The sequence below is a fragment of the Mucilaginibacter achroorhodeus genome (assembly GCF_007846095.1).
Taxonomy (GTDB): Bacteria; Bacteroidota; Bacteroidia; order Sphingobacteriales; family Sphingobacteriaceae; genus Mucilaginibacter; species Mucilaginibacter achroorhodeus.
Window position 1 is genome coordinate 406753 of sequence record NZ_VOEI01000003.1, and the last position, 20348, is coordinate 427100.

Annotated in this window: 9 protein-coding genes; 1 reads left to right on the forward strand and 8 read right to left on the reverse strand. The window is 41.4% G+C overall.

The features are described from left to right. The first annotated feature begins 43 nt into the window (after positions 1 to 43). Positions 44 to 925 carry a helix-turn-helix domain-containing protein gene (locus tag FPZ42_RS11520; protein WP_146271492.1) on the forward strand — a complete coding sequence of 294 codons (882 nt, stop codon included), beginning with the start codon at positions 44 to 46 and terminating at the stop codon, positions 923 to 925. A 16-nt stretch (positions 926 to 941) separates the two neighbouring features. On the opposite strand, the gene FPZ42_RS11525 is transcribed toward FPZ42_RS11520, so the two are convergent. The 8 genes from FPZ42_RS11525 to galA all read right to left on the reverse strand — a co-directional run bounded on the left by FPZ42_RS11525 (position 942) and on the right by galA (position 20307). Then, positions 942 to 2255: a vanadium-dependent haloperoxidase gene (locus FPZ42_RS11525; RefSeq protein WP_146271494.1), complete on the reverse strand. Its 1314-nt coding sequence runs from the start codon at positions 2253 to 2255 to the stop codon at positions 942 to 944. Beyond that, on the reverse strand, positions 2256 to 5594 hold the full coding sequence (locus FPZ42_RS11530; RefSeq protein ID WP_222431569.1) for a VCBS repeat-containing protein: 3339 nt from the start codon (positions 5592 to 5594) through the stop codon (positions 2256 to 2258). 170 nt (positions 5595 to 5764) lie between these two features. Next, complete coding sequence (locus FPZ42_RS11535) at positions 5765 to 7462, reverse strand: RagB/SusD family nutrient uptake outer membrane protein (RefSeq protein ID WP_146271496.1); 1698 nt, start codon at positions 7460 to 7462, stop codon at positions 5765 to 5767. Positions 7463 to 7470: 8 nt separating this feature from the next. Then, the gene (locus tag FPZ42_RS11540; protein ID WP_222431570.1) at positions 7471 to 10659 is read right to left on the reverse strand and encodes a SusC/RagA family TonB-linked outer membrane protein; all 3189 of its coding nucleotides are present in this window, start codon (positions 10657 to 10659) and stop codon (positions 7471 to 7473) included. A gap of 421 nt (positions 10660 to 11080) precedes the next feature. After that, a complete protein-coding gene (locus tag FPZ42_RS11545) occupies positions 11081 to 11911 on the reverse strand; it encodes a glycoside hydrolase family 16 protein (RefSeq protein ID WP_146271498.1) in 831 nt (276 codons plus the stop codon). Between the two features lie 44 nt (positions 11912 to 11955). Further along, the gene (locus tag FPZ42_RS11550) at positions 11956 to 16014 is read right to left on the reverse strand and encodes a hybrid sensor histidine kinase/response regulator transcription factor (protein ID WP_146271500.1); all 4059 of its coding nucleotides are present in this window, start codon (positions 16012 to 16014) and stop codon (positions 11956 to 11958) included. Between the two features lie 346 nt (positions 16015 to 16360). Then, the gene (locus FPZ42_RS11555; protein WP_146271502.1) at positions 16361 to 17878 is read right to left on the reverse strand and encodes a glycoside hydrolase; all 1518 of its coding nucleotides are present in this window, start codon (positions 17876 to 17878) and stop codon (positions 16361 to 16363) included. Positions 17879 to 17889: 11 nt separating this feature from the next. Then, positions 17890 to 20307 (reverse strand): beta-galactosidase GalA, encoded by a 2418-nt coding sequence (gene galA, locus FPZ42_RS11560; protein ID WP_146271504.1) that lies wholly within the window; start codon positions 20305 to 20307, stop codon positions 17890 to 17892. Positions 20308 to 20348: the final 41 nt, after the last annotated feature.

The window sequence follows — 20348 nt, forward strand, 5'->3', positions numbered from 1 at the left end:
GCTGGGGAGAAAATATTAATTTCCCACTTCGAAAAATAGTGCAATGTTAAAACGTTTCCTAAAATATAACTTCTCGCTTCTAAATGTAGACCATACGGAATTAAGTAATAAGTGGAATTACAAAAATGTGATAAGTCCTTATTATAGAATATATTACATTGATGCAGGTGAAGGGGAAATTTCTGATCTTGGGAATAGGCTGCAACTGGAGCCGGGATATCTATACCTTATTCCAAGCTTTACATTATGCAACCTCAGTTGCCCCAACTATTTAAGCCAGTATTTCGTTCAGTTTTTTGAAGAATCGTCTGATGGCATCTCCCTGTTTTCAAACAACAGGATGGTGATGAAAGTACAGGCTAACGATATAGATGTATTTAACATCAAAAGACTTTTAGAAATAAATCCCGGCAGGGGCATTAATCGCTCTGATAATCCAAGGATTTATGAGAAGATCATCTTTTATAAGGAATATCAGCAGCTGAACTATCAGCAAAATATCTCGACATTTTTAGAAACGCAGGGCATCATCTTACAGCTTGTATCCAGATTTTTGAAACAGGGATTGCTTAAAAACAAACATGATACGGGCGTCCCTGCCAAGATACTCGACACTATGAGCTATATACAGCTAAATTTAAACCAGGAGCTCTCTGCAATTGAACTGGCCAAAAGAGCAAATCAAAATACAGATTATTTCTCGCGCTTGTTTCAAAAGCATACCGGCGAACGGCCAATAAGCTACATAAACAGCAAACGCATAGAACGCGCGCAATACCTAATGCTTACTACACAGATGACCTTAGCACAGGTAGCTGCTCATACCGGCTTTAAAAACGTGTTTTATTTCTCTAAAATATTTAAAAAAGTTACCGGGATAACGCCCAAAAGCTATGTAAATCAATCAAACCTATTTGAGTTATAGTTTCATTCAATCAACTTTAGCCTTTTATTTTGCTCAAAACCCACGTCCCAACTTGGTTTCCTTGTATAATGCCGTTATCAATAGCATCCATAAAATGGATCCCTCCCCAATAACGGGATATTGCAGCCTCCCTGGCAGCCTGTTTAAACGATGAGAATTTTCTTGGTGGTATGCCGTATTTTCGTTCCACGTTATCGGTAAAATGGAAATTATCACCGAAGTAATGCGTTAAAATTACAGCGGAGGACGTAGACACTACTGAATGCCCGCTTATATATTCCGGGAAAGGGGGCGTTTGCAATAACGGCTTCCAGTTTGGGTCTATATATTTTCTGATCGCAGTCTCCGGTCTTATCCTATTAGTGCGGTATTTATCATCCCAGCAGCAGATAAAGCTATCTGTAAGGCCTATTGCGATCATGGTATAAACCTCGAGCGTTTTCTCAAAATCAAACTTCTTCATTTCACAAGCCAGTCCAGCAATACCCATCCAATGTGCACCCGGCGAGATCTTTTTGAGACCTATGAGCATGTGGCCATCATTTTGAACTGCAAAAGGATTACAATCCCAAAAATTGGCTACGGCCTGTTCTTCATCTGTTAGGCCTTTACCGCTTTTGGCATAACTCATTTGCAGATATTTATAAAACTGAGATGATTTATTTGTTGAGAACGGAATTGGCGGGACAGGTAAAAATTGCGACGCAGAATCAAGCGTGAAAGGCCTTATCGTATTAAAATAAGGCTCTACAGGGTTCATATATGCCGGAGGTGTGGCTTTCCAATCGCCATCACCTGCTGATTCCTGATAGCGCTTATAATTACTTATCCGATTGTATTTGTCTGCCTTGGCATATGCAAGTATCTGCTTGCTTATCCTTTGAGCATAGCTTGCTGAGCTATCTATGGCTTCAGAACTAAATCCCACTTTCTTGCACGAATCCAGAACGGTTTGTTCGTACTTGACCAGTATTGTAGTGCCAGATGGCTGTAACTTTTGCGCAGTTTTTAACATAGCCAGAACAGCAGCTAAGCGATAGTCGTAACCTGATATTCTCTTGGGCTTTTGTATTAAAGGATAGCCATTAAGTTTACCATGCATACTTGGTACTGCTTTATCATTTTCATTAACAACTTCGTAACCGGCCAGGCAGGTATAAGCATAAAAGCGGGCTGCTAAGGGCGGATTAGTTACATCATGGATCATTACATCAGTCATCTGTTCGATAACCTTTGAAACGTCTTTATTACTAAGTTTTGCTGAATTGCGGGAATGGCAAGCGCCAAGACTTATAGCTATAATAAATATGATCGGATAAAACTTCTTCATTTACTTAAGAGGTTTGTAAGCTTTCAACTCTCCTTCGCTTAAACCAAACAAGAGCAGGTTGTTCAATTGTAATATGCTACGGACGTCGCCTTTGATCTTAAAGCCGGATTGTTGTTGCCGGATGTAAGTATAACCACCTTTTGTATCGCCCTTTAGAAGCACACCATAATTAGCATCATACTTACCAAACCGCAGGCGTTCATGAGTAATGTTGCCACACAGCAGCATATCCTCTATCCCATCATGGTTGTAATCGAAAACGTTAATAGCAAACACCGGCGCAAATTGTGTTTCGGCAGGTAACGCCAACGGCTTAAGCTTTCCGCTTTTATCGCTCATAAAGCAGGCATTTCCTAAATAATTTGCTGTGAGCTTGCCAGCACCTTTCATCTCCTCTGGTGTGAAAACCTTATCGATAGTGGCATCGGCATAACTTTTATAATCCGGAAAACGGCCACGCATAACGCTCAGTTGATCCAGCAATTCATCGCGACTTACGTAAGGATAACTTTTGTGCTGGATGTAAAAGCAAAGAATAGGATCGACAGAACCGTTGTCATCAAAATCTTTGTAATACAATTCAGCAGGTTCTTTATATGAGGCTTTGCATTGCGTATTTAAACCAAGATTGCCAGCAACTATATCCGGTTGGCCATCATGATTAATGTCTTGCACCTTTAAACAATTCCACCAGCCGGAGTATTTTTTACCAAGATATTTTTCCGTGGCATCGATTAGCTTTCCATTTAAATTTAAGAACACGGTAATAGGCATCCATTCACCGGCTAAAATAAGGTCTGGCTTGCCATCATGGTTCATATCAGCCCATGCTGCGTCGGTAACCATGCCTATCTTCTTGAGGCTTGCATTGTAGGTAGCTGTCGCATCAGTAAAATGCCCCTTACCGTCGTTCAGCAACAAATAACTATCGGGCATTTCCGGATAACGACCAGGTATTACCCGGCCACCTACAAATAGATCTATATAACCATCGCCATTTATATCGGCTGCTTTAACGCACCCTTTACTCACCAACATTTTAGGTAGGGCATTTGCAGCCTTGGTGAAATTACCCTTCCCATCATTTAAATAAAGCCTATCCTGTAATAATGGGTCGCTCTCATTAACACCTGCATAGCCGCCTGATGCCACGTAAAGATCGGGATAACCATCGCCATTAGCATCAAAAAACGCAGCTGCTGCATCGGTATATTTATTATCTGCTGCAAAGGCAGATTCAGTTTTTTGAATAAAACCGCCGTGTTTGTTTTGTAGATAAAGAGCAGCCTCCTGCCCATTAGCACCTCCTATGAACACATCTTCCAATCCGTCTCCGTTGACATCTCCTTTCTCTATACACGGGCCTGAGTATGATAATGGATTTGTCAACAACGGCTGCCGTTTAAAGTCGTTATCTGTGGCGGATTTTTGAGTGAACTTAATTGGAGAGTTTACTTGTTGAAATAGAGGTTTTGTTACAGGTAACTGAATAAAATTAGTTTTTGCCTCTTCCTCGGTAACCGTTAATAATTTATCCGCAGTGATATCTTTATATAAATTGGTGTAACCGCTCTGCCAGATTATCCTTAATGAATCTATCTTATTAACCTTACCCAAGCCGAAGTGCAGAACGGGCGAAACGCTCGACTGAAAACCTCGTGTAGGCATCTGCTCGAGATATTGTGATTTTCCTTCACTGTAGATGGTCGCTTTAGCGCCTATACCTTGTGTGTTGCCCGGCTTACCTTCCAGACTAATATCTAAGTAGTGATTTTTAATTTGCTTATCAGCCTGATTCTCATAAATGAAAGCCGGTTTGTTGATATTGTTAACTACAAGGTCAAGGTCGCCATCGTTATCCAGATCAACATAGGCAGCGCCATTGCTGTTGGCTGGCTGATTAATGCCCCAAGCTTGGCTGGTATTAGAAAAGGTGAGATCACCATTGTTTTTAAAGAAATAGCTTTTTACTTCAGAAGAAGGCATCTGATTTACAATGTTGAGCAGATCCTGGCGCATTACACGTCTGTCCCTTAGGTTGTCTCCCATATACTTAAGGAAATCCATATTTGTATAATCGCGGGTGTAGCCGTTAGATACAAATAGATCTTTCCAACCATCATTATCATAATCCGCAAAAAGGGGTGCCCAGCTCCAGTCAGTATTAGAAATACCTGCAAGCTGGCCTATTTCGCTATAAGTGCCGTCGCCGTTGTTGAGGTGGAGCATGTTACGCATATACTGATAATAGAACCCCACCCGTAGGTTGAGCGCAAAAGATTCGTAATTATCTGCACCAAAAAGTAGTTTTTGCCTGCGATTATCTTCCGGTAGCATATCCAGTGTATAGATGTCCGGTTTAAGATCATTATTGATGTCAGCAACATCATTACCCATAGAATAAAATGAGGTGTGGCCTACACTGCTTTGCAATTGATCATTAAACTTGCCGTTATGCTTGTTTATGTACAAACGGTCAGGAACATTATAATCGTTGGAAACATAAATATCAGGCCAGCCGTCTCCGTTGAGGTCGGCAATCCCGGCACCTAACCCGTAAGATAACGAGGTGCTTATAGTACCCGAAGTAGCCGTAACATCTTTAAAAAAACTCTTATCGTTTTGAAGTAAACGGATACCGGCCTGTTCATCTGATTGCTTCATCAGGTTACTTACGCTAATATCATCCAGACTGCTGATCCTTGCAGGATTATGGTTAACTATAAGCATATCCAGGTCACCGTCCCTGTCATAATCAAAGAAATAGGCTTGCGTACTGAACGACGGAAAATCTAAGCCGAAACTGCTTGCCTCATCTTTAAAATGTGGAATTCCCTCACTATCGTTCCCTTGATTTATAAAAAGCTGGCTTCTGCGTTTTTCAGCAGAAATTTTCCCCGAGTAAGAAACGTAAATATCCAACTTGCCATCGCCATTAACATCGGCCATGGTCACACCTGTTTTCCATGGACCCGGTCGGCCGGCAACTTCTGCAATTGAAGTCACGTCGTTAAACTGCATTGCACCCTGATTTAAGTACAATTTGTTATCCGTCATGTTACCGGTAAAGTAAATATCCTGTTTTCCGTCGCCATTGACATCACCGACAGCTACCCCGCCCCCATTGTAAAAGTACTCATACATTAACACGTTGGTGTTTAAGCCCTCGATAAGTGTATTAGCGAAACTTATGTGAGTTTGTTGTTCAGGTAAAAGTTTAAATAAAGGATCTTGGTTGGCGGCACCATTGTTATCAGCATATTCAGAACAAGCCGCCAATAAAAAAATGGCCAGTGCAAAAGGTGAAAAACGCAGCAATTTTAGATTCAGGAAATCCAATTGTTTAAATAATTAGGGTTGTGGTCAATAGTAATTTTAAATTAACCTATAGGCTGGGTTAATTTCACTCAATAAATATAATGCAGAAATAGCACATTAAAACAAGTTTGAACTAAAAAAGCCACACCCGGGCTTGTACCCAAAGTGTGACTTTATTAATCAACTTAACACTAATAGCCTGGATTTTGCACCAGCTTTTTATTTTGATCCATTACATCTTGCGGAATAGGCATCCAGTTTTGATAATCGAAAAACAAGTTTGTGAATATCTTAACCGGCGTATAGGTTAAACTTCCTCCCGATGGTTCTATCTTCATACCGTACACTGCTGATGTTAACACACCATTTGTACCGGTTGTAATTTTCCACCTGCGGATATCAAACCAACGCTTATCCTCAAAAGCAAGCTCGATACGTCTTTCACGCCTGATGTAGTCGCGCATCTGATCTTTACTCAACCCGCTTTTGACTGCAGGTAAGGCAGAACGTGCACGTACCTTGTTTACAGCATCATATACGGTATTATCAGGGCCAACTGCCTCATTTTGGGCTTCCGCATAACTCAACAATACCTCGGCGTAACGGAAGATAATGTAGTTAGCGAAACTTGGCGCCAGGTTGATACTGGTTTGGCCTGTAATAGATTCATCAAGGGTTTTACGGGCGTTGTAACCGGTGTTGCTGATATCGCTTGTTGAACCAAGGTCAATCTGGTTACTACCCCCTATTCTTGACTTAAAGATATCGCCCTGCCATGATGAGCCGTCATACAATATAGATTGATAAAAACGCGGCTCACGTTTTTCATAAGGTTTTTGAGGGTTATAACCTGATGCCGGATCGCTAATAGGCAAACCATTATCCATGGCATAATCGTCAACCAGGCCCTGAGTTGGTGCAAGGTTACCCCATGATTGTTGTACACCATTTACATATACCGGGCCTAAGTAACCTTCGCGATGGCTACCCTTCGCCGGGCCTGTTGCATAACCGCGAGCAAAAATAGTTTCCGAGTTCCAGTTGTTTGGGCCCAGGAACTGGTCTGCATAAGATGTTGCGGAAGTATTAAATAAATTGTACGTACCCAAATCTATCAATTGCTTGTTTGTACTCGCTGCCTTTGCCCATTTCGAGGCATCGTTACCTGTATTCACCAGTGGGCTTGCAGCAAATAGCTCAACCCATCCTTTTAGTGCAAGTGCGGATCCCTTTGATGCACGGCCAGTCTCTGACGCCTTTGCGGGTAACACAGCGGCAGCAGCATCGCAATCAGCCTCAATAAATGCTAATGTTTGATCTATAGAGGCCCTTGCTCCGAAAATGTCGCTGCCATCTCGGTTATCTAAAGGCACAGTGATAATTGGCACACCACCGTAGCTGGTAAATAACAAAGAGTAAAAATAGGCTCTTAGATAAGTTACTTCTGCCACACGTTGCTGGTACCAAGTGTCGGAATAGTTAGCTTTGTTGGTAGCTGCCTCTTTTAAGAAAACATTACATTTTCTTATCTTAGTGTAGGTACCTTTCCAATCCCACATACCGCCCGGACCGGTTGGTACGTTGCTCGGATTTATAGATCCGGCTCTAACGGTTGCTTGTCCGTTTTCCCATGCTGCACCGCAAAAGCTATTATCGGCATACTGGTCTAAAGCCTGGTAATCGTTGTTGCCATCAGGCAACTGATTGTATATGTCGTTTATAAAAAGGTCGGCATTGTTTTGGGATGCAAAGGTGGATTGATTGTTTAATGTCTGCTTGTTAGGGACATCCAAGAAACCATCCTTTTTACACGCACCCAAACTCACAACAATGGCACCAAGTGCAAAAACGCATCTACGTTTTATATTTTTATATTTCATTGCTTTCATATCTTATATTAAAAAGTTGCGTTTACACCTATCGACAATACCCTTTGTTGATAATAATTTATATTACCGCCACTGTTTTCAGGATCTATGATCTCTCTTGTACCAGGTGTCCAGGTGAAAACATTTTGCCCGGCGGCATAAACTCTGAGCGATTGCATTTTATTCTTTAACAACTTATTAGAGAATGTATACCCCAATTCAAAACTGCGCAAGCGGATGTAAGAGATGTTTCTCATGAACCAGCTTGAAAATTGAGTATTGTTTGAAGTAGGCGTACCTGTAACGCGTGGATACAGTGCATTTGGGTTAGATGGTGTCCAGTGATCATCATATACTAACTGAGAAGCCGAACCAGATGCGTTAAACGGAAAGGCAAAATAGTTGTTGATACCGATGTCGCTATTGCCTGAACCCTGTATTAAAACATCCAGATCAAAGTTTTTATATGAGATACGTGGCTCCAAACCATAAATAATCTCAGGTGTTTGCGGGTGACCGATAACGGTTTGGTCGTTAGCATCTATTTTACCATCAGGCACTCCGTTAGGGCCACTCAGATCCGCGTATTGGATATCCCCAGGTTTAACGGGGCCAAAGCTTGGAACAGGCACACCGGCTTTAAGAGAACCATCAGTGTTAAAGTCGCTGGCCTTAAAGTAGCCAAGTGCCTGGTAACCAAAAGGTGTACCAATTGGGCGGCCGGTTTGCCTTCTATTAGGGTTATTTGCTGTAGCGCTGTTTTCGTAAACCTGTAACAGTTTGTTGCGCGCAAATGTAAAGGTACCCCTAACATCCAGCCTTAAACCGTTAGAGAAGCTGTGACCGCTTTGCAGGGTAATATCAACACCATGGTTACTCATAATACCACCATTAACAAGTCCGGTAGCCAATCCATACTCGCCCGGTAAGGTATTACCGATGCTAACCAGCATGTTAGATCGTTTTTCGTAAAAATAATCTGCCTCGATGCTAAGTGCTCCCTTCCACAAAGTTGCTTCGAAACCAACATCAGTTTTGTTTGCCTTTTCCCAGGTGATATTGGGGTTGCCCTGCAAGCTTTCATAAATACCTTGAGTTGCGCTGCCGTTTATTACGCCTGAGTTGGCGTAAGGGTTATATGGATCTAAATACTGATAGGTAGCTATATTTCCAGCTATTCTTGGATAAGCGCCTGATTGACCCCATGAACCTCTTATTTTTAAGTTATCAACCCAAGTAACATTATCCTTAAAAAACTTTTCTTCAGATAATCTCCAACCTGCAGAAAATGCCGGAAAGAAACCAAACCTGTTGCCCGGTGCAAATAAATAGCTACCATCGTAACGGCCTGATGCCTCAAACAGATACTTATTATCGTAAGTATATCCCAAGCGGTATACATAACCCAATTGTTTTTGACCTGTTGATGAACCTGAGTTTACTGCATCAGCCGCAGCAGGACCACCAAAATCCAGCTCATCTATATCCAAATTATAGTTGTATTTGGTAGCGCTGAATGTTGAGTATTTAACCCTGCGGCTTTCTACGACTGCCAGGGCGCTGACATCACTCTTACCGAATTTTCTTTGATAGGTCAATAATCCCTGAAGGGTAAGTGAATGATTTTGACTGTAACTTTCAGTAAATGTTGCCTTGGAGTTACCTTGTATACCCTGTTTGTAGGTATAAGGCGTGGTGGTTACGTCGACGTTATAAAAAGGAATCGGTGTGGCATAAGTACGCTGAAATGATGTTTGATTACCAAACAGCGGATCGGGGCCGCTATCATAACTTACCACACCTTTAAGACTTAAGCCTGTAACAGGGAGTTTTTGATCTATCGAAAATTGAGAAAGCATTGCTGTGTTCTCATTTAATTGATAGCCGCTATGGTAGATCTCTCCGATAAGCGACTGACCAATGTAACCAGACCACAAGCCATTGCTGTAGTATACAGGTGTTGTTGGCGCCTGCCGCTGTGCTTGCCCTATTATTGTAGCTGCACTTTGAGATGGGAAGTGCTGATCTTCTACATAGCTATTAACAGCCAACGATACAACTGTTGTACTGGTAGCGTTAGCGGTAATGTTTAAAGATCCGTTGTATTTATCCAAATATGTGGTTCTCCACATACCGTCTTGGCGGTTGTAACCTAAAGCGGCAAAATACTTGATATTTTCAGAACCACCTGATAAGGTTAAGTTATGATACATGATAGGCCTGTTAGGGATAATAATATCATCCAAAGGGTGCCCATCCGGGTGACCGTCAGGGTCTGAGCCATCTTTAAATTTCTGGATATCATCAGCAGTGTATGCCGCTGGTTGACCATCATTAGCATTTGCCTCATTGCGCAGTAACGCGTATTGATAAGAACCTACAAATTTTGGAACCTTAGTTGGGTTTTGGACACCATAATAGCCGTTGTAAGTAAGCGTAGGCTTACCGGTTTTACCCCTTTTTGTGGTTACTAAAATAACACCATTGGCACCCGCAACACCATAAGGTGCAACTGCCGCAGCATCTTTTAGGATCGATATATTTTCAACGGTTGCCGGGTCGAGCCTGCTAAAATCGCGAGGCACACCATCAACAATTAGTAGAGGTGCGCTACCGCCAGTAGATCCAATACCCCTGATCTGAATATTTGAACCATCGTAACCGGGCTCGCCACTGCTTTGTGTTACAATTAAACCTGATGCACGGCCAACAAGGCTGTTGGTTAGGTTAACTACGGGCTTTTTAGCAATTTCGTTTGCTTTAATAGAAGAAACTGCTGCAGTAGTTGACGTTTTCTTTTGCGTACCGTAACCTACAACGATAACCTCGTTAAGGTTTTTGCCAGAGGGCTGTAAGCTGATGGTTAAGGATGTTTGTCCGCCTAAAACGATTGTAGATGTTTCATAGCCTACGTATGATACAACTAACGTTGCGCCTTCCGGTACGTTAAGGCTAAACATACCGTTAACATCTGTAACTGTACCCTGGTCTGTACCCTTTATAAGAATTGTAGCACCTATAACGGTTTCTCCGGTTGTTTTGTCAATTACCTTACCTTTTACAGGGGGTAAATTTTGTTCGGTTTTATCGGCTTTCTCAAAAAAGCGATTGTTACTTGCATAACCGGGTACAGTTACCATAAGCATTGCAGCGAATAGCAAAACCAGCGGTCTAAATTTGCGTTGTAAGAATAAACTTTTGGGTAAAATATATTCCATAATTAGTGTTGTAATGATTTAGATATTAGCTCATAATTTGATAATGAATTGCGGGGATCTAATGCTAAGTTCTGTTCATTGTTTGGCCGTGATTTTAGGTGATATAATTAGTTGATTGGTTTTGTTATCTGTTTCCAATACTCAGCAGATCTTAGTTAGAGGGAAAACCCCTGTAAACATGATCAGCCGGTTTAAAGACTTTAAAAATCAATGAAAATTAAAGCTGTTTTTTAATTGGTTTCTACGAATTAAAGGGAAATCACATTAAGATAAGGGGGGTAAAACAGCAATTTTAAGGGGGGTAAATCTTAATTTTTAAGCAAAAACACGCCTAAAATCAGCTATCAATGTAGTAGGCGGTTAAACTTTAAAAATTTTTTAAATGCTTTGGTAAAAGCGCGTAGTATCGGTACGATAATTATTAGCGTTGATAAACTCTAACGTAGTCAATCTCGTAACGTTGAGGAAAGGTTGTGGCGGCAGGATTACCACCATTATCACCACCAATGGCAAGGTTTAGTAAGATGTAATGTGGCTGTTTGAAAGGGTTAATACCTGAACCATCTTGATTCGGAAGGTCTTTCAACTCTTTACAATTCAAGAGCTGATCATCTACATAGAGGCTTATTTTACTTTCGTCCCAATCCATTCTCCAGACATGAAATTTTTTACTCCAATCAGGATCTGCAAACGAAGTTAGAGGCTTTTTAACACTGAACCATTTTGGCGAATATTGTTTGGTGGTGCCAGTGGCAATATTGGCCAAAAGCATGCCTTGGTAGTACTCCATAATGTCAATCTCACCATTTGATGGCCATTCACCTTTAACACCGAGCGTCCAAAAGGCCGGCCAAACACCATCTGCAGTACTTACCCGCGCGCGCATCACAAACCTGCCGTACTTCCAACTGTGCAATCCAGCTGTATTTAAGCTTGCGGAAGTGTATTCTATTCTTTTTCGCTTGGCCCGCCAATCGCTATCACCCACTTTGTAGTCGGGATTTGGAAGATCTACCCTGTTTGCTGTAATAACCAGTAGCCCATTTTCACAAACAGCATTCTCTTTTTGATACCATTGATCTTCATGGTTGCGTTTAAATCCCTCCTCAAAACGCCAGTTTGTAGAATCTACTAAACCCGGCTTGTTGAATTCATCTGCCCAAACAAGTTTGTAATCTTTAGAAGTTGATTGGCAAAAGGCGTTGTTTGCTGCTACAAGTAACAAAGCGACTGTCAAACGACTAAAAATCATATTAATGAATTATAATTAAGATTGTCGCGATCAGATAATTTAACCTAAACAATTGCCTTTTCTACAGAATATTTTTTATGGAATGCAGCGCGGTGCTGTTTTATAAATTCTGAAGGCTTGATCCCGAATTGCTTGATAAATTGTTCCCTAAAATATTTGATATCGTTAAAGCCGGTATTTAGTGCTGCTTCATTAACGTTGCATTCAGTATCAATCATCATTTCAGCAGCTTTTCGGAGTTTTACAAAGCGTACAAACCCATTGACAGATTGTCCGGTGATAGATTTAATAGTTTTGAACAGACTTGAATAGCTTATGCCCATCTCATCAGCAATACTTTTAACCTCAAAATCGGGGTCAATAATGTGTTCTTCTATAATTGCGATTATCTTGTAAAGAAACTCGCGATGATGCTCAGAAATACTGCGCGTATTTTCTTTTAGTGTTATCTCATTGTAGAAGTATTTTTGAAGATCTAATCTATCTTTTAAGATCCCCTGTACGCGCGCCACAAGGAGGTTTTTATCAAAAGGCTTACTCACAAAATCGATAGCGCCTACTTCAATCCCCTTTAATCTGCTTTCAGGGTCGGGGTCTCCCGTAAGCAATATCACCGGTATATGACTTAATGACGAATCCTGCTTTATAATAGCGCATAGTTCAATACCTGAGATTCCTTCCATATTGATATCACATATCACGACATCAGGCATACGGCGTTTGATGGCCTCTAACCCGTTTTCAGCATTCTCAGATTCGTGAACATTAAAATCTTCGTGAAATATTTTACGGATGTACGACCTTAAGCCCGCGTTATCGTCTATTATTAAAACGGATTGTTTATCAGAAATAAGTAACGGAAGGTTTGTGACCGGTTCATCAACTGGTTGTTGCCAATTTATCAGTCCGTCAACATCATTTAAAAGATTTGATAGATCTTGTTCGTCATCTTTTATGACATGACTTGAATAATCGTTTAAATCCTCTTTGTAAGGCAGGTGCATCACAAAAGTGGCGCCTGTAGTTTGGTTATTAAAATAATCAATTGTTCCGTTATGGCTGTCAACAAAGTTTTTCACCAAATGCAAGCCAATACCAAAGCCTTTTCTCGCTGTATTATCTTTAACCTGGTAGAACTTGTCAAAAATGCGCTTGCCCTCCTCTGGAGATACTCCACATCCTGTATCAACTACCTTCAATTCAATTGTTCGTTCGCCTTTGGTAAGGTAGAGCATAACTTCACCTCCGTCTGGCGTAAATTTGAGCGCGTTGGATACCAGATTGAATACAGCGATCTCAATCTTCTCGCGGTCAGCCTTTATAATTGTCTCGTCACTATCGCAGAAATATTGGTAGTTGATCTGCCTGCTTTTTGCATGCTGAACAAAACAAAGGTAAACATCGTGGCACAACGTAGAAATATGCAAATCTGCGAGGTTGAGAGAATCGTTAACACTTTCGGCCTTTCTAAATAGTAACAATTGGTCAACAAGTCCAAGTAGGCGCCTTGCATTACGGTAAATCGTGTTTAACTCATCAGAATGGCCAGTTGGTTGATGTAACAGATCTTTAATCGGATTAATGATCAACGTTAATGGTGTGCGGAATTCGTGGGAAACATTTGTAAAAAAAGCAAGCTTCTTTTCGTTCAACTCCTTTTCCCTTTCGGTATTCAAATTGGCTAAACGGATCTCATATTTAAAGTCAGCTTGTTTTGTACGGTACCGCCATATCCAATAAACAGCAAAGCTTGCAACAGATAAATAAGCTAAATACGCCCACCAGGTACGGTACCATGGCGGCATCACTATTATTTGCAACTGCAATTGCTTATTGCTCCAGCTTCCATCCGTGTTGGTTGCTTTAATTTTAAAAGTATAATCACCTTCGTTCAGGCGAGAGTAATAGGCAGTCTTTGCATTTCCAACCTCATTCCAACGATGATCCCAACCTTCTAATATGTATTCATATTTTACTTTATCGGGATAACTATATTCCGGAGTAGTGTAACTGATCGCAAGAGTAGCATCGTTGTAGGGTAACGTTAATTTTTTTAAATCAATAAACCCAACCCCTTTGGTGTAAAAAGGATCATTTTCGATCGATCGGTTATTTATTTTAAAACCGGTTAATTTTAACTGCGGGCCATGAGATACAACGCTTAGGCTATCGGGGCGAAAAATACTGAACCCTTTAATGCCTCCAAAAACCAACTCGCCACTGGTTAGCTTGAGAGCCGCATTGTAGTTAAACTGATTTATCTGCAAACCATCACTTGCACTGTAATTTTTAAAGGATTGCTTTGTTCGCTCAAACTGAATTAGGCCATTGTAGGAATTAGCCCAGATGTTATCACCATCATCGGTAAGTACGTTAAGGATAGAGTTACTTTGCAGTCCGCTTGCTTCTGTAAAACGTTGGAGCTTTTGGTTACCAACGTCAAACTTAATTAAGCCCCCTCCTTCGGTACCCAGCCATAAGTAGTGCTTTTTATCCTCTGTTATGGAACGGACAGCTTTCTTTACATCGATAAATTGATGATGCTTGTTCTTAATGTCTATCTTAATAAGATTTTTATAATCACCAGCCCATAATGTGCCGTTATGATCCTCATAAATAGCGTGGATATTAAGTAGCTTAGCGTCAAACAGCTCAAACTTGTCTTTAATTTTGTCGTACAGATAAAGTGCTCCGCCTCGGGTAGTGCCGGCCCATATATGATTGTGATGATCTACATATAACTTCCACAGGTTTCTGTCTAAAGCACCCGTTGCTGTATTAAAACAATCGTAGTGTACAAACCGGCCGGTTGCCTTATCAAAACGATCAATCCCTCCATTGAAGAGTCCCATCCATATTTGGTTATCGGCACCTTTCACAATGCTTACCACAAAATTGCTCCTTAATGACGATTGATTGGTTTTATCGGTTTTGTAATTAGTAAATAGATTTTTCTTCCTGTTCCAATAGCTGAGGCCGCCACCATCCGTACCTATCCAGATATTATTATGTTCATCCTCGCAAAACGACAATACAAAATTGTTGACTAAGCTGTTTTTATTGAACGGGTCGTTAGCAATAAGTCTAAATTTATTAGGCTGACTATCAATTGTATAAAGCCCACCTCTTAACGTAGCAATCCATTTTGTCGATTCATTATCCTCGTAGATAGCACTCACAGCATCGCTGCGTACAATTAAATTGTTGTTGCGTTCGCTCACAATATGCTGTACAATGTCTCCCTTTGGTTTTACGATGTTAATACCGCCGCCATTGGTAGCGATCCACATATCGCCAGACTTATCTATTTTAACATCAATAATTTTATCGCTGTTTAGCTTTCCATTAAAAGGCGCTTTTACAAGTCGTTGTAATTTACCATCATAAAAAAACAGATCGTTATCTGTACCTATCCAAACTTTATTTCCAGTATCGGCAGTTAAGCAATTGGCGTATTTTATAGTTTCATCAAGTAGCGTTAACTTATTTTTCTGTAAGCAGAATAAACCACGGTCTCTCACTAAAACCCAAATTCTGTTATCCCTACCAACAGCTACGGCCTGCACCGTAAATGCATGGTTATCTCCACTTAACTGAATCTTACTGCAGACGCCTGTGTTTTTGTTACGCACAAACAGCCCCTGATCATCAGTGCCTATGTACAGATTACCGGCGCTATCAATTTGCAAAGCATTAACATTACCGGTTATTGCGGTGATTTTGCCATTAGCAGATTTAAAACTTACATCTTCAAAACCAGAAATATCGTAATTATAACAAACCAAGCCTTTTTGCGTACCAACAAAAATTTTGTTACCATAACCGGCTAATTTGTTGATATGGTTATCAATCAGCGAATGGCCATCACTCCAAACGTTTCTGTATATCCGTACCGAACTTCCGTCATAGCGGTTTAAGCCATCATTGGTACCGATCCATACGAAGCCATGTGGATCTTTATAAATGCTTGTTACCGAATTGTTAGATAATCCCTGTTCAATGCCGAGGTAGTGCATAGACTGACAAAGCGCCGGTTGGCTATACACCAACAAAACGCAAAGTGCCGCAGCAAGAGGCAACAGAAAGATTCTTCTGGCAGTCAAAGTTTGATCAATAAAGAGTGTTTATATTGGTTTACAGATAGGATAAGGTGTTACCGATCAACTATCATATCATTAAAGATAGTATATTAATTGTTGTATAAACAATTAATAATAAAATTATTTTTAGCACCCGCAAAACTTTGAAATGATTTTTTGGGGCAGCGACAAACGTCCAAAAGTTAATACATCGACTTTTACCTTAAAAATTTTGATATGATGGACTTTATTTCCGTTGCCGGATTTGTGTCAGTAAATACACTTATTTTATGATATGTGCTCAGTCGCAGGCAAAAAATAGCCGTAGCTTACACCGAATTATTTATGATAAACGCCGCTATTTTGTATATCACTTGATTCTTCCTAACAAAGTAACAACCGATTGTGCCGGTATGGTTACCACACTTTTAGCATAACCTGGTTTGAGATTACCACTTGCAGAAGTTGTATACGTTCGCCTAACAACCATCTCTCTACCGCCAGCCATACAGCTAAAAGTAGCATCTTTTGAACTGTTGTTAATCACTACACAAACCAGTTGCTTACCCTTAATGTAAGCTGACAGGTAAACATTTTGAATGCCGGTACCGATGTCCGCAGCTACGCGCTTAAAACCCGGGTGTACGAAGCGACTGTAATTCCCCAGCACCCAAAGCATTTTGCTGTCGTAGAAAGCGCCGCCGGTTTTGTTTTTATCTACATAAACCAATCCGTCTTTGTAGTCATAAGGCGATATGGCAGTCCACCATTGCCATGCGGTGGCATTTGCAACAGTTAGGTCTGTATTGATAACGCGGGCCATGTAAAGTGCCGCAGTCATGCCCAGATCGCGACCATTGCCTTTGATTTCACCGTCGTTATCACCCAAGATGCAGTATTCGGATTGCCAGAACTTGAGACCAGGAACAGTTGCAATCTTATCGGCAAGTGCCTCGCGATCTTTAACCGAGCGTTCATAAGGCGATGTAGTAAAGTAGCTGTGCGTGCTGATGAGGTTTGCCATAGATGGCAAGTTGCCGATGTAATTTTCAGAGCCTTGGGCAAAAAAGTCTTCTGCCTGATTGCCTTTATTTTTACTGCTACCTTGATAAATGTATTGGATGCTTCCGGCCTCGGCAACGGCTAATTTTGTGGTGATTTTATTTTTTATAAATTCTTTATCAATCTCCCGGGCCAAAACTGCGATCTCCTGGTTATTAAAAGGGCTTCCCTCCTGCTTATTATCACTCCATTTCCATTGAGGCTCATTAACGGGACTTATATAATCAAATTTCACCCCTGCACTTTTCTTTAATCCAGATATTACAGCAGCTAAGAATTTAGCATAACCCGGATACTTATCGGCTGCGATGTTAGTGCGGCCGCTATCGGCAAAAGCCCTGCCGTTGCGCGTTAACCAAACCGGCGGACTATTATTAAATGCGAGAAACTGCTTTACACCCCTTGCCTTGGCAGCCTTTAGGAACCATTGTTGGCCAGCTTGTTTACGCCAGTTGTAATTGCCATTGCTATCGGCAAAGCATTCGGCACGGTGCCATTCGTCAGGTATTTCACTTTTGGCTTCCTGTTCTGCGGTACCTGCACCAATGTTAAATCGCCAAAGCGATAGGGCTATACCTTTTGGCTGGCCGTTACCAGTGGTGTCATTGCTAAAAAGCAGATCGGCAATTTTATTACGCTGTACATCCGGCCACTGCCCCACAAACTGGCAGGCCCACGCATCAGACGCGCCAAAATTATCTATAACCTGGTACTGCTCGGAAGGGTCAATATTTAGCGTTATCACTTTAGATTGCCCTAAACTTGATGCTGCAGAAAAGCAAAATATTATAAAAATTAGCCTTCTCGAGATCAACTTCTCAGTCATAAAATCGCTTGTTATTGAAAAGTTACTTCATCAGCTTTTAAACCCGATGAAAAACCTTTCAGTGTAATTTTACCATTTGACTTAAGCGAACGGATTATAACCTGCGCTTTCCCGCCGAACAAGCTTCTTTGCCACTGTCCATCGCTACATTTATCTGCCTCATGACTGCTTGGGTCGCCGTTACCGACGCCAATAATTTCTGCGCTACCCTGCAAATCAAACTGAATCATATTTGCAGCATCCGGCACTTCCCTTCCCTTAGCATCTAAGGCTATCACGTTTACAATTACAGCATCCTGACCATCATGCATAAGCTTGATCTTTGATGGAATCAATTTTATGCTAACTGGCGATAAGGTTGTTTCAACTTTAGCTTTTATTACACGGCCTTTTTTATGAGCGATAGCACTGAGCACACCAGGCTGATAATTAACAGTCCAAACCAGGTGGCCGTTACGCGGCATATCTTTTTTTCCTAAGCTTTTGCCATTAAGTTTAAGTTCAACATCGTCGGCATTGCTATTCACCCAAACCTCAATTGGCTGCCCCTCTTTGCCTTTCCAGTTCCAGTGCGGCGCTATATGCAGCACGTCTTTATCTGTCCACCAGGCTTGGTAATAGTAATAAACAGTTTTAGGAAAACCACACATATCCATGATACCAAAGTGCGAATTTACGTTTGGCCAGCGATAAGGCGTTGGTTCGCCGCGATAGTCAAAACCGGTCCATGCAAAACCTCCTATAAACCATGGTCGGTCTTGCGTTATCTTCCACCAGGTTTCGGCAGTACTGGCCCATGAAGGGAAGGTAAGATCATAATCAGGAACGTAAGCACGAACCGTATCTTTGGTAAAAATGCTGCGGGTGGTTACTGTACTTGCCACCTCGGTACCGATGATCGGCTGATCGGGGTGGGCTGCATGATAGCCGTCTAAGCCCCCTAAATTATAGTTAAAGCCTCTAACCGGTATTACTTCATTTACACCTTTAAAGTAGTTACCCATATTAGCTGCATAAGTACTAATGCGTGTCGGGTCGAGCTCTTGCTGCAACAACACCTGGTTTTGGGCAATTCGCTTACCTATGTCAGTATGTTGCATCACATATTCTTCGTTACCTATCGACCATAAGAAAACGCTTGCGTCATTGCGGTCGCGAAGTATCAAATCACGAAACTGGTCTTCGTACTCCTTACCACTGTTTAGCAAACGTGTCTCGTCCATAACCAGCATACCCAGGCTGTCGCAGGCATCCAAAAGTTCAGGTGTTGGTGGATTGTGTGTAGCGCGGTAAGCGTTAACACCCATTTCTTTTAGCAATTTGATACGGTAGTACTGCAATTCATCAGGCAATGCCGAACCTACACCGGCATGATCCTGATGGCAGCTAACGCCCTGGATTTTCATCTTCCTGCCGTTTAAGGCAAAGCCGGTTTTGCTATCAAAGGTAAAAGTGCGTACACCAAAACGTGTTTGCACACTATCGATTGTGCGGCCATTTTGTTTAATAACAGAAACTGCTTTGTATAAATAAGGGTCGTTTAAATCCCATGAATGAGCGTTCCGTAACAGGATATCATCGCTTAGCTTAACATCCTTGCGTACTGCCAGGTCAAGGGGCATCTCTTTACCTTTGGCCAGCACCTTGCCGTTTCTGTCAGTTATATAATTGTAAACCGTTGCTGTGGCTCCCTTAATGCCCCTATTTTCAATATTGGTCTCTATGGTTACACGGGCATCTTTATCTTCAACTGCGGCATGTGCGAAAGCGCCGCCGTTACTTTTAAAATGCAGGTTGTCATAAGTATTCAGCCAGGCATGTCTGTAGATGCCACCGCCTTCGTAAAACCAGCCTTCAAATTCAGTTGCGTCAGCCCTTACAACCAGCACGTTCTTTTTTCCAAACCTGATAAAGTCTGTGATATCAAATGTAACGCTATTGTAGCCGCTAAAATGGCCGCCTATGTAATACCCATTAAGCCATATTTTGCTATCGCGATAAATTCCGTCAAACTGGATTTCAAAACGCTTACCTGAGTCAACTGACGCAATCTCAAATGATTTGCGGTACCAGCCAATGCTATTTTCAGGGAAAAGCATCCCCACCGGTTTGTAACCGTGAGAATCAATATCATCGTTCTTAACATATCTGAATGGTAAGCCAACCACCCAATCATGCGGAAGCCTTATGTTGGTCCACTGCTTGTCGTTAAAATCAATTGCTATGGCTGTACCTGCCGACTCGCCGGATTTTGCAAAAAGATTGTTACCATTACCGTAATTAAAATCGCGGGTATAATCGGTAGCATGGCCAAGGGCAAACTTCCAGCCTTCATCAAAATTGGTATGGGTACGCGTCTTTATTGCCTGGGCAAATAAAGTTGATGATCCAAGCAAACAAAGGATAATGGCGATTTTAAAGATTTTCATTTATGATGTAAATGTAGATGTTGCGATATTAAACCGTTAAA

Coding starts and splice junctions, on each gene's coding strand:
- FPZ42_RS11520 (WP_146271492.1), top strand. CDS start 44: ATGTTAAAACGTTTCCTAAAATATAACTTCTCGCTTCTAAATGTAGAC.
- FPZ42_RS11525 (WP_146271494.1), bottom strand. CDS start 2,255: ATGAAGAAGTTTTATCCGATCATATTTATTATAGCTATAAGTCTTGGC.
- FPZ42_RS11535 (WP_146271496.1), bottom strand. CDS start 7,462: ATGAAAGCAATGAAATATAAAAATATAAAACGTAGATGCGTTTTTGCA.
- FPZ42_RS11540 (WP_222431570.1), bottom strand. CDS start 10,659: ATGGAATATATTTTACCCAAAAGTTTATTCTTACAACGCAAATTTAGA.
- FPZ42_RS11545 (WP_146271498.1), bottom strand. CDS start 11,911: ATGATTTTTAGTCGTTTGACAGTCGCTTTGTTACTTGTAGCAGCAAAC.
- FPZ42_RS11555 (WP_146271502.1), bottom strand. CDS start 17,878: ATGACTGAGAAGTTGATCTCGAGAAGGCTAATTTTTATAATATTTTGC.
- galA (WP_146271504.1), bottom strand. CDS start 20,307: ATGAAAATCTTTAAAATCGCCATTATCCTTTGTTTGCTTGGATCATCA.